We start from the raw sequence: 13,283 nt of genomic DNA on the forward strand, positions 1-13,283 counted from the left end.
TTTGAAAATGTCGTCGAGATTTTTTTGTTGAATGTATCGTTATATTTTCTTCACCCCTAGTTTTATTTTATATTTCACGCATACCTCCTGAAGCGCAATTCTCGCGTGTTGAAAATTTCTTCATTCGCCACCCTCATCACTCCTTTCTTCCGAAGAAGGTTCTATAAACGTCACTGATTCCATCAAAAGCTTCGCCTTCTGCTCTTCCTGCTTCACGTCCAAGTTACAAGGCTTCTCCGAATCCTGACAGGCGACACTGTAATAAAAAAGGATCTCCTGAGGATTGTCTTCGGCCCGTATGTAACTAAAAAAGTCATATACAGTGTCATTTTCATGCTCAAATTCTGTTTTCGTCGTTCCATAGTTAATCGTTTTACCTGGCATAGCCTTCTTTTCGAATTTACCATTATAGTTAAAGACGCCACGTACCCACCCTAATTCACTATCCTCCCATTCGCTAAAGTCAGAAGATATGTAATCAACTTTAACGTGATAAGCAATGTTTTTCTCCTTTGCACCAAAACCCACTGTCTCGAAATGGTCGCCAGGTGCTTAATATACTAGATCCGCCATTTTTGCATCTTCCGGAAATAGCATCGTATAACCGTTAACCCCGGAACGGAACAAGTAATAACCTTCCTGCACAGGTTTTATTGAATCCATGAACTTGCGGGTAAACTCATCTTGAAACGCTGTCACTTGCGGCAGTTGTTCTTACGGTATCGCTTTCAATTTTTCGTGTTCTTTGCTTTGGTAATTCATTTCACAACCCCCTAGCACGATCAGCAATCCTATAAGTGTGATGACGGCACAGATGCGGTGTTTCAATCGTGTAACTCCCTTCATCTTTCGCTCATCTCTGTCTTACGTACTATTATTACTGTTTCCTATTGAGAAATCAAGGTTTTTTGCACTAATTATCATATAAAGGAGTCCTTTACTTATGTAAAATTATCTTCATTTTTTTCGTCCGTTACGTTGTTCTTCCGATGATGGTTCTATAAACGTCACCGACTCCATCAGCAGCTTCGCCTTCTGCTCTTCCTGCTTCACGTCCAAGTTACAACGCTTCTCCGCCTCTTAGCAGGTAACACTGTAATAAAAGAGCATCTCCTGAGGATTGTCTTCGGTCCGTATGTAACTAAAAAAGTCATATACAGTGTCATTTTCATGCTCAAATTCTGTTTTCGTCGTTCCATAGTAAATTATTTTACCTGGCATAACCTTTTTTTTCGAATTTATCATGAAAATTAAAGTAACTATGCACCCATCCTAATTCATCACCCGACCATTCGGTAAAGTCAGTTGACCTGTATTGAACTTTAGCGTAATAAACTTCATTTTTCTCCGCTTTCCCATAATCACCACCAAAACTCATGGTCTCAAAATGACTACCAGGTGCCGAATATGCTAGATCCGTTATTTTTGCATTTTCCGGAAATAGCATCGTATAACCGTTAACCCCGGATCGGAACAAGTAATAACCTTCCTGTACAGGTTTCGTAGAATCCATGAACTTGCGAGTGAATTCATCTTGAAACGCCGTCACTTGCGGCAGCTGTTCTTCCGGTATCGCTTTCAACTTGTCGTGTTCTTTACTTTGGTAATTCATTTCACAACCCCCTAGCACGATCAGCAATCCTATGAGTATGAAGACGGCACAGATGCGGTGTTTCAATCGCGTAACTCCCTTCATCTTTCGTAAAAATAATCGCAAGGCTTTCATACAATGCTCATCCCCAATCTAGTTAATCCAGTTGTTATATATGTTCTAAGATACTATACTTAGAGCAATCATGCGCCCGCAAAAATTCATAATACGCAACCCGCAACCTTTTGCAAGCGCATACGTATAACAAGTATTAAAGGAGGACAAATGATGCAAAAACTAATTGTGTTTTTTATCGGGGTACTCACAATGGTTGGTCCCACCCTCACTCAGTTTACATCGACCGAAGAAGTCTTTGAACAAGTCATCGCCGCCCACGAAGCGATTGACTCCGTACAAATTGACTTTACTGATGAGGATCGCACTGAAGATGACTCAAAAGAGACAGGCATTGAACAATACGACTTTAAAAAAGACATCGCATCTGCCCACTACAACGAATCTAAACGTACGACCTATCAAGATAAAAAAGGTGTCGTCGTTGTTCAAGACGGTAAAGTAGCGAAACTTGACCCGTTTGCACGCGATGTCTTCTCCGTTATGTTAGATAATAGTAAACAGAAGCATAAAAATTGGCTCGCCTACTATCAGTCCTTTGACAGCGATATATGGAAACAGTTCGACGTCCAGGAAGATGACGAAGCGTACATACTTACGTATAGTGGGGATAGCGATCATCGTCAAAAGCTCCTCGAAGCAACAATTGATGACCACTACACAAAAATAAGTAAAAAACGCGGCGAAAAAGTTAAATATTCGGATGTAACAATCAAACAATTCGACATGAAAATCACTGTCGATAAAGAATCATTTTTAATAAAACGGATTGAGCAGGAACAGAAGTACTCTATAACGAATGACAACGGAAAAGCGTCGTTCGATAATGTAGTCACCTACGACTACTCTCACTACAACGACGTAAAAGCGATCAATAAACCGAGTGAGGACAAAAAGTCGGCAAAGGATAAAAAATCGGCGCAAAAAGAGAAAGGTAAACCTCTTAGTAAAAAAGAGAGCAAAACTTACGAGCAGGAAGCAACCGATTATTTAGAAGCGATGATCCAAGCGACTGTCTATCAAAACGTCGACGGCTACGTGGAGAATATTCCGGGTTCACAGTCCAAAAAGGAAAAACGAGAAGACGGGGAAGCGGAGAAGCTCTTATTCGTCGAGTTCTATAAACAAAACTTGCAGAACAGTTTACAGCAGTCTGGCGAAAAAATTGAGGACAAGCAGCTTGACGCCGTAGCCGATGCGTTTCTCAATGCCCTCTCACAAACAAAGTATAAAATCGTCGACGCCAAGGCAAAATCTGCCGACGAAATTATCGTTCGTCTCGATATCGAAGGGTTTAATGACACGGCGATTAATGAGGAGATCTTTCCACCGCTCGCCCAACAATATGAGGACGGTAAAATTAGCACAGAGGAGTTTACCAAAAAGCTTTTCAACGCACTGATCGAGAAGTATAAGGGGGACATTGCGTTAGAAAAGCCTGCCACCACCGAGGTCACCGTTTTGAGAAACAACGACGGGTCCTACACCGTGATACAGGATCAATACTTGATGGTGTTCGTGCAATACTAAAGGCAACCGACAGCGTTGCGCAGCCTTCTTGGAACAAACGGTTGCCTACCGACATGGTCCGACGTAGTGCGAGATGCACGGTTGTCGTTCAAAGTTGCTACTCAAAGTTGTAGCGCCTTCCCCGTTTCCGCAGATTCGTACAACGCGTTAATGATTTTTTGCAACACGATGCCTTGTTGCGGCGTGCTCAGCGGCTGGCTCCCCGTCAAGCAGCAGTCGACAAACCGTTCAATCTGCAAGTCGTGATTTCCTTTTTCCGAAAGGTGGGCGGGGGTAATATCGATGAGTGTGTCGTGCTTTTCTTGATATATTTTAAGCGGGAACACGTCGGCTCCTCCGCGATCCCCCATGACGGTCACATCCATCTTGTCGAGGGGGCCGACGTTTGCCGCAAAAGCCGTCTCGAGCAAGATCGAGGCGCCGTTCTTAAACGTGATCATCCCGCGAGCCATGTCTTCGACAGAGTAATTTTGCCAATCCCACGCACCGAGCAGGCCAACCCCGCGTTTCGTTCCTAACTTTTGATAAGTAACCCCCAATACACAATCCGGCTCGGGGTAGTCCATCAAATACAGGGCCGTGTCGAGCATATGTACGCCGATATCGATCAGCGGACCGCCCCCTTGCAGTTCTTTATTCGTAAACACACCCCAACCGGGAATGCCGCGCCGGCGCACGGCGTGCACGCGGGCCGCGTAGAGATCGCCTAATTCGCCAGCGTCGACGAAGCGCTTTAGAACTTCTACTTCTGGCGTGTGGCGATAGTTGAGCCCGTAGGTCAAATATTTTCCTACTCTAGCTGCCGTAGCCGCCATCTGCTCTGCCTCGGCAACGGTCATCGCGGGTGGCTTTTCACAAATGACGTGACAGCCTGCCTCCAAAGCGGCGATTGTCGTCGGAGCGTGAAACTTATTCGGGGTGCACACACTGACAGCATCGAGGTGTACCTTTTGGAGCATCTCCTTATAATCGGTAAAAACGTGCGCAATGCTGAACTTCTCCGCTAGCTGTTCCGCCTTCGCACGGACGATATCGCACACAGCAACTATTTCTACTTTATCTCCACATTTTAAGTAAGCGGGTACATGAACGTCGCTCGCTATACTGCCAGCACCGACGATCCCCACGCGCAACACATTTGTCAACTTCTGCAGCCTCCTTTTTTCTGTGATTATACTATCTTAACCGTCTACAGGTTGCAAGGGGCCATACCGATCAGACACAAACGACATGTTATAATAACCGTACACACATTCTCACCTTTACCACTAAAAAACGCAGGGGGGACAAGTATGCACAAAATTGAAGATCGTGCCGTCGTCTTATTTCAAGGGGATAGCATTACTGATGCCGGTCGCGTACGCACTGACGATAGCGACTTGGGGCAAGGTTACGCGATGATGGCTGCGTCCCTATTTACAGCCCGTTACCCGGAAAAAGAAGTGACCTTCCTCAACCGCGGGATTAGCGGTGACCGAGTGATCAATTTGCAACAACGGTGGCAAGAAGATTGCCTCGACTTAAAGCCGACGTGGGTCTCCATCCTAATCGGCATTAACGATTGCTGGAGGCGGTTCGATCAGAACGACCAAACGACTGCCGACCAATTTGCACAGTCCTATCGCGAAATTTTACAGCGTACGACGGAAACAGTTGGAGCAAACTTAATTTTACTCGAACCGTTTGTATTGCCTTACCCTGTGGATCGGAAGCGGTGGCGCGAGGACCTAGATCCCAAAATTCACGCCGTCCGAGAGTTAGCACGGGAATTCCAGGCGCTTTACATTCCGTTAGACGGCCTTTTTGCCCAAGCGGCGGCAAAAAGGCAACCGAGTTTTTGGGCGGCGGACGGCGTCCACCCGTCATTAGCGGGACACGCATTAATCGCGAACGCTTGGCTCGCTGCGGTAGGCGCACAGGAGTAGTCCCAAGACATCTAATATCCAGCGTTCTATAGCCTTTGCCTTCATTTTCGTACGATAGTCACCCTAAATGTAAGACTTTTTATTGTAGGGTAGACTGCAATCTCGTCCGTAAACTATACATCGTTAGGAAGACAGCTATGACTCAGTCAACCGAGAAACAGAAACAGCACCGTTTACCAACGGCACCAAGCCGAAAGCGACAGCTGCTTAAAGACTACACCCTGTTATTTATCGGGGCGTTGATCGTCGCCTTATCGTTTAACCTTTTCCTGAATCCGAACCAAATCGTCGCCGGTGGCATTAGCGGCGTGAGTACGATTATTTACTACTTGTTCGGCATTGAACCGGCTTACACGCAATGGCTCATCAATATCCCGCTATTCGCAATTGGCGTCTATATTTTGGGGGCGAAGTACGGCGTGAAAGCGGCGATTGGTACCGCCGTACTGCCGCTTTTTGTCTATTTTACGAAAGTGATCGGCCCGCTGACGACTAACCCGTTACTCGCTTCGTTGTACGGTGGACTCGTGCTCGGCATTGGCGCGGGCGTCGTCTTTCGCGGCGGCGGTTCGACAGGCGGTACCGCACTGCTCGCACAAGTGATCAATCGGTTAACCGGCCTTTCTTTAGGTGCTGGCGTGCTCATTTGTGACGGTCTCATTATTTTAAGTGCCGGTTTCGTATTTGGCCCAGAGCGGGCGCTATATGCACTCATCGGTCTGTACGTTACGAGCAAAACGATCAACTTAGTGCAAGTCGGGCTCAACTACTCTAAGGTCGCCTTCATTATTTCCGACAAATACGAGCGGGTACAACAAGCCATCCTTGACGATTTAGATCGCGGCTTGACGAAAATCGGCGCACAAGGCGGGTATACGGGAGATGACCGAGCGGTGCTCATGTGTGTGTTCCCGCACACGGAACTCGCTAATTTAAAAGAACTCGTGCGCCGCGTCGACACAGACGCGTTCATCATCGTCACCGACACGAACGAAGTGCTAGGACAAGGATTTCGCTCCAATGTATAACAGCCGCACGACATGGCACACCGATCATTTCTGCGGCATAGCGTCGCCCTTCCATTCCGTAACGTAGTGACGCCGCTGTGCCGGCTCTAGTTTCCGAAACATATCCGCCAATTCTGTCGGCTTTAAGAAGTTGTAGACACGGTACCGCTTTTCTCCATCTAATTCTAGAAAAAATGCTAATTGGTCAGCCGGATGCAGGTTCAAAAAGTCGCGTCGAAACTGCTCCCGCTGTCCCACTTTTAACGCCCGAATCATGAAGTACGTATACTCTTCGCGAAACTTGTATTTATAAAGTTTAATCATGGCAATACTCCTTCCGTAAAATATGTTAAATGTGTTCGACCTCCACCGAAAGAACGTGATCGATTTTTTTTAGGAAATAATATATTTCTGTCGTGTACTGTTTTTCCGGAGCCGCAACGGTCAGCTCGATTTTTTGGTTGCCGTTTTCCAAATCCTTCAATTTTATATGTTTGATGTTATAGTCGACGCCTTTTTTCTGTCCTTGTTCACTCCGTTTGCGCTCGATCGTTCGTAGCAACTCGGTCATTTTCATATTCGGCTCCATAACGATTTTGACTAACACGTTGCGCTGCCGCAGCGTGCGCGGGCCGACTATTTTTAGCAAAGACGGCACGCCGTTTACAGCAACGATGAATAAAACGACCGCGCAGACGGCCTCTAGATAAAATCCAGCGCCAACCGTAATACCTAACCCCGAAGCGCCCCAAATGAGCGCGGCCGACGTTAATCCCGAGATGGCATCGTTGTTGCGGCGCAAAATGACGCCAGCCCCGAGAAACCCGACACCGCTGACGATTTGTGCCGCCAGCCGCATCGGATCCATGTTCGGATGGGTCGGACCGGCGAACTTGGCAAACGATTCAATGGAGACGATCGTCACCATACAACTGGCAATGCTAATGACCATGCACGGCTTAACGCCGAGTGGTTTTTGTTTCATTTCCCGATCCATTCCGATCAACATGCCGAACAGCAGAGAGAGCACCAGTTTGATAACCATTTCCATCATTGTTCGCACACCCCTTTCACGTAAGCATTATTCACAATAGCATCCCCTTCAATAAAGGCACGTTGTTCATAAAACATATCAAAACATCGCGTTCGCAAAATAAATAAACTCCCCCTGCCAATAGGGAGAGCAAGATTGTCGACTTCTCTGCCTGGTGCGGTCTGGCGTACGCGAAACGGCAACGGCGGCCTTACACAAGGCACGGCGTACACTCGTAGCAGCATTTGCAGCACGCAAATTGTCCGCCAGGCGCTAGGCGGCCTGCGCAAGGCGACTGTATGCGCGGTGTCTTTTGCCATAATGTACCGTGTGCGCGAGGCAATACGGCGAATCCTATCTGCACGGCACAACGCAAATGAGACGCGAACGGATACACGCGGTAAACTTGAACCTGAACCATGTGCGATCGGCCTCGCTTTCCCTAAACTCCCTAACATTGCAAAGTCATTCGTCTTTGATGATCTCAGTAAACAACTTTCTTCACCCACGCGGCATCCGCCCCCTCTCATAAAATAGTAAAAAGCCCTCCAACGATGCCAGAGGGCTTACGAATTTATGCGCAAACAAACAGCATGGGCCCCCTTGTCGAGTTTTGGCACTACACAACGTAAAGAGACACTTATGTGCTCTTAGCCACATTAAGAAGAGCCTTAAGCCGGCAATTCCTGTTCTACCCGTCGGCATCTTTCGATATTTCCGGGCAGTGGCCTATGTTCGTGTAGGAGCCTCACCTAACGAGTATTAATACAATTGTCTGAACAAAACTTAAGACCAGTATGTATCATACCGTTGTTTTTTCATATTGTCAACCGCAACATGCCTTTCAACGAGTCTAAATATTATTATAGCCCATCGCCTTCGCCCCCCTCGCCGTCATCGATATAAAGGTGGCGCTCATCCTCCATCTTCGCTGCATACATGACGCGCCGCAAGTCGCGATAACCTTGCGTCGTCAACTCATCAGTTAACCAATGTTCATCTTTACCGATCAGCGCCAGGTTGTGGTACTGAATGTGGCCATCGATGACAAGCGGCAGGGCGATCCCGCGATAAGATTTGTCGATCCGTAAGTCCCGTGGCGTCACTGGGTACAAGTCCTCGAAGGGCAACACACTAATCGTGCCCGTCGGCTCCAAGATAGCGTACAGCACTTCCCTTACGTCGGGGTAGCCTTTCGCGCGAATGTACGTTAACAACTCAGCTAAGGAAATTTTGCTCCTCTGTAAGTTGTCCTTCACAATTTTGCCGTGTTTCACAAGAATGGTCGGTTTCCCCAAGATAAATTTATTGCCCCACTTAACGAGCGTCAAGCGGGAGAAACCAATTTGCACGGTCAGTAACACGGCGATGCCGACGAGCGTCTTCATAATGCTTTCATCTAAAAGCGGCTTCGTCGCCAGTGCAGCGATCATAACGATGGCAATTAAATCGTGCGGTGTCACCTGTGCGAGGACAGATTTCCCCATTAGGCGCAAAACAGTAATGGCTATGAGGAACATGCCAATCACTTTAACGATATATAAAAACAAAGGACTCACTCCGGATTTCTTGCCGTTAACTGTCGTTCGAAACAAGTGTGTATCGTTTGGTATCTTAATATGTCCATTAGAAACGCCTTTTTATGAAAACGCACATGGATTGCTTTTGTACGACAACCGTCCGTGAAAATACGTAACGGATAAAAAGTCAGCCGTACAGCCGCAATGTGTTTTCACGAACAGTTTGTGCCACAACGTCTACCGGGAGTCCTTTTATTTCGGCTAATTGACGAATGACCGCGGCTACCATGCGCGGGTGTGTCCGCTGCCCGCGAAAGGGTCCGTCAAACGGCCACGGCCCGTCTGTTTCCACCATGACGCGTTGTAGCGGATACGTTTTCGCCAATTGTTGCCTCGACGGCTCGTACAAAAGATCGGGGGTAAATGAAATATAATAGCCGTTGTCGATCATGCGCTGAACAGTGGTCTCATCCCCTTTAAACCAGTGAAAGTGTGCTTTGGTCACGCCGTACGCCTCCAATAAGTCACATGCTACCGCCGCGTCTTCGTAAACGGCGTGCAACGCGATCGGCTGATGTAGTTCGGCCGCTATTGCGACGAAACGCTCCAATAAGGTGACGTATGGTGCTAAGTTAAAACACTCACCCTTTTTTTCCGCTTCTCGGCGCCGATAGTAGGGCAATCCAACTTCCCCGATCGCCGCCACCTCCTCTCGGTGTGCGCGGATCCACGTGAACAGCTCATCCAATTCACACGTCGGCGGCAGTGATTGCTCCGGGTGAAAACCGTAAGCCGGTAAGACACGTTCGGGGTAGCGTAAATACAGTTGCCGCGTTTGTTCGGATGAGTTAAGATCCATCGACACAGCGACGACCCGCTCCACCCCGTACGTGGGGAGCCCCTGTAAAATTTGTGTTTGTGCGGTAGAATCGTATTGATCTAGATGAATGTGTGCGTCAATCATGTGCTTTTTGACCCCATTTCGTCTTAAATTCGCGACTTACTTCCCCAAATTTCCGTAGAATCGAGTATACTATTACAAATAGTACGTTGCAATTGACAGGCAACGCGTCTATAACGCTACACAATGAAACATATGTATAACGCTACAATGAAACGATTGGAGTTGGTTGGCCGTGTGTCCCTTACACACCACAGACAAACTTATGCGTGCCGAACAAGTACTAACATACATCAACGACGGCGACGACCTTATCGTTCCTCTATCTAACGGCGAACCGCCAACATTATTGGACACACTCGAAGCACACGCCAGCCGCTTAAAAAACGTCCGCATCCACCAGGCAAACCCGCGTCAAGACCGTGCCTATATTCGCGGCGAATACGCCGGTCACTTGCGCCACGTCGCCTATTTTTTGAGTCCTGCCTCGCGCGAGGCGTACAACGCCGGTCTGTGTGACCTCATGCCGAATGACTTTCACCGGACGCCGCGCATACTTTTAGAACAAACGCGGGCGAGTCTCGTCCTTGCCGCCGCAGCGCCACCGGATGCGGAAGGCTATTTCTCCCTTGGTACGAACGGCGATTATGCAGCTGCCCTTATCGGAAAAGTACCGTTTTTCCTCGAGGTGCGCCCGACGATGCCGCACACCTACGGCCAAAACCGGATCCATATGAGCCAAATTGAAGGATATATCGTCAGCGATACGCCGAACCTCGTCGTACCGGCCGGTACGTTTACGGATAAAGATCGACAAATCGCTGCCCACGTGATCGAACACATTCCCGACGGCAGTACACTACAAGTAGGGATCGGTAACATTCCGAGTGCGATCATTAATGAATTAAAGGCGAAAAAACATCTCGGCATCCACACCGAGCTGCTTACCGACGGCATCGTCGACCTCGTGGCGGCTGGGGCGATCGACGGCAGTATGAAAAAGACACACCGCGGAAAAATTGTCGGTACGTTCGCCCTCGGTACGCAAAAACTGTACGATTTTATCGATGAAAACCCAGATGTACACATCTTACCCGTCGACGCCGTTAACGACCCGCGCATCATCGGACAAGAAGATCACATCGTCGCCATTAACGCGACGACGGCAGTCGATTTTTACGGCCAGTGTGCGTCTGAGACGATCAACGGCAACTACTATTACAGTTCGAGCGGTGGACAAGCCGATTTTGCCCGCGGCGCCGCTTTTGCTACAGCGGGAAAAAGTTTTATCTGCCTCCATTCGACGACAAAAGACGGTAAAACGTCGAAAATCACCCCTCATCTCGCACCCGGTTCCGTCGTGACGACCTCCAAAAACGACGTGCACTTCATCGCCACCGAATACGGGGCAGTCGACCTAAGAGGCAAAACCGTGCGGGAACGGGCAAAACGACTCATTAGTATCGCCCACCCGAAATTCCGCGAAGAGCTGACGTTCGCCGCGAAAAAGATGGGACTGTAAACGAAAATCCCCGAACGTTATTTATAAATTTTAACGCTGAGCTATAGGCCTACAAACGACACAGACGGTACGCTTTACGTACCGTCTGTTTAGGTCAGGTGGAGTCCCGAGTGTTGTCGATCAAGTGTACCGTTACAAGTTTTTCCGTTATGCGATGCGGCGAGCCGCAGGCTTACGATTAATCGGCTAGTCCAGTCACAACTTGCTGTTAATCGATTAGTCCCGTCACAAACTTGCTGTTAATCGATTAGTCCCGCCTCTTTCAAAAAATCGACGGCGACGTCTTCATACTGTTCTTTATCGATATCGACGCGCGCATTTAGCTTTTGCATCGTTTCGTTGTCAATTTTGTCAGCTAGCTTATTCAACACGTCTTCTAGTTCAGGGTGTTTCTTTAACGTGTCGGCTCGAATAAGTGGCGCTGCGTAATACGGCGGAAACAATTTTTTGTCGTCCTCGAGCACTTTCAAGTTAAACGCAGGAATGCGCCCGTCCGTCGCATAAGCGTCAATGACATCTACTTTTTCATTTTTTATTGCCTTGTATATAATCCCCGAGTCCATCGACTGTGTCGCGGCAAACTCGAACCCGTACGTTTTTTGTAGTCCCGCATAGCCGTCTTCCCGTTCCAAAAACTCCGGTTCCGACCCGAGCGTCAGCTCCCCGGCCACCCGCTCAAGATCGGAAATCGTCTCTACGCCCCACTTTTTCGCATCTTTTTCACGGATCGTGAGTGTGTACGCGTTGTTGAAGCCGATCGGTTTTAGCCACACTAAATCGTATGCTTCCTGAAATCTCTTTTTTACGCGCTCATACGCTTTGTCCGGGTCGTTAATCGTCTTTTCTCCCAAAATATTCATCAGACCTGTACCAGTATATTCGACGTAAAGATCGTAATCGCCGCGGCGCAGGCCATCGAACACTGGGGCCGTCCCACCGACGAACGACTCGTAAGTGACGTTTAGGTCGGTATGAGCCTCAATGAGGTGCCCCATCATGTACACCATAATTTCCTGTTCCGTAAACGGCTTTCCGCTTATGGTGATCGTGTGATCTGTCTGTTTTGCGTTATCGGCCACGTCGCCCTGGCCAGGTGTGTCCGACTTGGCTTGGTCGGCGTTACTCATGCCGACGAAGACGGCGATGGGCACGATTAATAGCGCTGCCGCTACCGCAACCCAGCGCAATTTGCGCGTACCCGTTTTCGGTTGCTTTACTTTGTCCCCTTTGGGCTTTACGCGTATCTCTATTTTTTTTAACACAAAATCTAGCGCGATCGCCAGCAGTGCAGCTGGCAGCGCGCCCCCGAGAATGAGGCCAGTGTTGTACGTTTGTAGGCCGCGGTAAATTAAGTCACCGAGACCGCCTGCTCCGATGAGACCCGCAACCGTCGCAACCCCTACGATTAAGACGGCTGCCGTGCGGATCCCGCCCATAATCACGTTTAAGGCAAGCGGGAATTCGACCATCCACAACACTTGGCGATTCGTCATCCCCATCCCTACTCCTGCTTCGATCACCGAACGGTCAACGCCGAGAATGCCGAGATACGTATTGCGCAAAATCGGCAGCAATCCGTATACAGTGAGCGCGATAATCGCCGGCGTCTTCCCCGTCCCGACGAAAGGAACTAAAAATACGAGTAAGGCAAGGCTCGGAATCGTTTGAAATACGGCAGTAACCCCGATTATGGGATCGGCAATTCTTTGGTGGCGCGTCAACCAAATCCCGAGCGGCACAGAAATGATAATGGCGATTCCGACGGAAATTAAAGACAAATACATGTGTTCGACAATAAGCCCCCACACCATCGGCCAACGATTTATAAATACGTCAGCTGTATCAGAAATAATTTCACTGATCGTGATGACCTCCTGCTCCTTAAGTTCCTTAAAGTTACTATTGCTCGTAGTAGGGGTCAAACGGGCTCACGTCACGTGAGCCCGCTCTATCAGGCGCAGGAACCGTTGCGCAGCACTCAGCTTCCGTATCCATCCTATTCGGCCGTATTTCGCACGTCCCGTCCCCTGTGAAAAATAGAAAAAGGCGGCAGCCGCCGCCCTTGTACACGATGAACTTGTCGGAAGTGGGAAGTGAACATATGATGCTGGGCGCACGG

12 protein-coding genes and 1 riboswitch are annotated in these 13,283 nt (G+C 48.6%); of the genes, 4 read left to right on the forward strand and 8 right to left on the reverse strand.

What is annotated here, in order from left to right; all coding sequences use genetic code 11:
- Window positions 1-120 precede the first annotated feature (120 nt).
- Entirely contained in the window at window positions 121-528 is a 408-nt protein-coding gene (locus BN1247_RS12985) for a hypothetical protein (protein WP_054950774.1), read from the reverse strand.
- A gap of 682 nt (window positions 529-1,210) precedes the next feature.
- Window positions 1,211-1,612 carry a hypothetical protein gene (locus tag BN1247_RS12990; RefSeq protein WP_054950775.1) on the reverse strand — a complete coding sequence of 134 codons (402 nt, stop codon included), beginning with the start codon at window positions 1,610-1,612 and terminating at the stop codon, window positions 1,211-1,213.
- Window positions 1,613-1,879: 267 nt separating this feature from the next.
- Between BN1247_RS12990 and BN1247_RS12995 the strand changes: the two genes are divergently transcribed.
- A complete protein-coding gene (locus tag BN1247_RS12995) occupies window positions 1,880-3,256 on the forward strand; it encodes a DUF6612 family protein (RefSeq protein WP_054950776.1) in 1,377 nt (458 codons plus the stop codon).
- 101 nt (window positions 3,257-3,357) lie between these two features.
- On the opposite strand, the gene BN1247_RS13000 is transcribed toward BN1247_RS12995, so the two are convergent.
- Complete coding sequence (locus tag BN1247_RS13000; protein ID WP_054950777.1) at window positions 3,358-4,401, reverse strand: Gfo/Idh/MocA family protein; 1,044 nt, start codon at window positions 4,399-4,401, stop codon at window positions 3,358-3,360.
- A 147-nt stretch (window positions 4,402-4,548) separates the two neighbouring features.
- On the opposite strand from BN1247_RS13000, the gene BN1247_RS13005 reads away from it, so the two are divergent.
- Window positions 4,549-5,181, forward strand: a complete 633-nt coding sequence (locus tag BN1247_RS13005; protein ID WP_054950778.1) for an SGNH/GDSL hydrolase family protein — start codon at window positions 4,549-4,551, stop codon at window positions 5,179-5,181.
- A 137-nt stretch (window positions 5,182-5,318) separates the two neighbouring features.
- On the forward strand, window positions 5,319-6,209 hold the full coding sequence (locus BN1247_RS13010; protein WP_082415937.1) for a YitT family protein: 891 nt from the start codon (window positions 5,319-5,321) through the stop codon (window positions 6,207-6,209).
- A 24-nt stretch (window positions 6,210-6,233) separates the two neighbouring features.
- Here BN1247_RS13010 and BN1247_RS13015 read toward each other — a convergent pair whose 3' ends face one another.
- The 4 genes from BN1247_RS13015 to BN1247_RS13035 form a co-directional block, all read right to left on the reverse strand.
- Window positions 6,234-6,512, reverse strand: a complete 279-nt coding sequence (locus tag BN1247_RS13015) for a magnesium transporter MgtE N-terminal domain-containing protein (protein WP_054950779.1) — start codon at window positions 6,510-6,512, stop codon at window positions 6,234-6,236.
- 25 nt (window positions 6,513-6,537) lie between these two features.
- Window positions 6,538-7,242, reverse strand: coding sequence for an MgtC/SapB family protein (locus BN1247_RS13020; protein ID WP_054950780.1), 705 nt, complete (start codon window positions 7,240-7,242; stop codon window positions 6,538-6,540).
- A 570-nt stretch (window positions 7,243-7,812) separates the two neighbouring features.
- Window positions 7,813-7,988, reverse strand: a riboswitch (M-box (ykoK) riboswitch).
- 96 nt (window positions 7,989-8,084) lie between these two features.
- Window positions 8,085-8,708 carry a DUF421 domain-containing protein gene (locus BN1247_RS13030; protein ID WP_187119790.1) on the reverse strand — a complete coding sequence of 208 codons (624 nt, stop codon included), beginning with the start codon at window positions 8,706-8,708 and terminating at the stop codon, window positions 8,085-8,087.
- Between the two features lie 220 nt (window positions 8,709-8,928).
- The gene (locus BN1247_RS13035) at window positions 8,929-9,705 is read right to left on the reverse strand and encodes a TatD family hydrolase (protein WP_054950783.1); all 777 of its coding nucleotides are present in this window, start codon (window positions 9,703-9,705) and stop codon (window positions 8,929-8,931) included.
- Between the two features lie 202 nt (window positions 9,706-9,907).
- Between BN1247_RS13035 and BN1247_RS13040 the strand changes: the two genes are divergently transcribed.
- Window positions 9,908-11,164: an acetyl-CoA hydrolase/transferase family protein gene (locus BN1247_RS13040; protein ID WP_054951646.1), complete on the forward strand. Its 1,257-nt coding sequence runs from the start codon at window positions 9,908-9,910 to the stop codon at window positions 11,162-11,164.
- 239 nt (window positions 11,165-11,403) lie between these two features.
- On the opposite strand, the gene BN1247_RS13045 is transcribed toward BN1247_RS13040, so the two are convergent.
- On the reverse strand, window positions 11,404-12,975 hold the full coding sequence (locus BN1247_RS13045; RefSeq protein WP_054951647.1) for a glycine betaine ABC transporter substrate-binding protein: 1,572 nt from the start codon (window positions 12,973-12,975) through the stop codon (window positions 11,404-11,406).
- Window positions 12,976-13,283: the final 308 nt, after the last annotated feature.

Origin of the sequence: Numidum massiliense (genome assembly GCF_001375555.1) — a bacterium.
Lineage (GTDB): Bacteria > Bacillota > Bacilli > Thermoactinomycetales > Novibacillaceae > Numidum > Numidum massiliense.

Excerpts from the sequence above, each read along its gene's own strand:
- BN1247_RS12990 (WP_054950775.1), bottom strand. The coding sequence starts at position 1,612 with ATGAATTACCAAAGTAAAGAACACGACAAGTTGAAAGCGATACCGGAA.
- BN1247_RS12995 (WP_054950776.1), top strand. The coding sequence starts at position 1,880 with ATGCAAAAACTAATTGTGTTTTTTATCGGGGTACTCACAATGGTTGGT.
- BN1247_RS13005 (WP_054950778.1), top strand. The coding sequence starts at position 4,549 with ATGCACAAAATTGAAGATCGTGCCGTCGTCTTATTTCAAGGGGATAGC.
- BN1247_RS13010 (WP_082415937.1), top strand. The coding sequence starts at position 5,319 with ATGACTCAGTCAACCGAGAAACAGAAACAGCACCGTTTACCAACGGCA.
- BN1247_RS13015 (WP_054950779.1), bottom strand. The coding sequence starts at position 6,512 with ATGATTAAACTTTATAAATACAAGTTTCGCGAAGAGTATACGTACTTC.
- BN1247_RS13020 (WP_054950780.1), bottom strand. The coding sequence starts at position 7,242 with ATGATGGAAATGGTTATCAAACTGGTGCTCTCTCTGCTGTTCGGCATG.
- BN1247_RS13030 (WP_187119790.1), bottom strand. The coding sequence starts at position 8,708 with ATGGGGAAATCTGTCCTCGCACAGGTGACACCGCACGATTTAATTGCC.
- BN1247_RS13035 (WP_054950783.1), bottom strand. The coding sequence starts at position 9,705 with ATGATTGACGCACACATTCATCTAGATCAATACGATTCTACCGCACAA.
- BN1247_RS13040 (WP_054951646.1), top strand. The coding sequence starts at position 9,908 with ATGCGTGCCGAACAAGTACTAACATACATCAACGACGGCGACGACCTT.
- BN1247_RS13045 (WP_054951647.1), bottom strand. The coding sequence starts at position 12,975 with ATGGTGTGGGGGCTTATTGTCGAACACATGTATTTGTCTTTAATTTCC.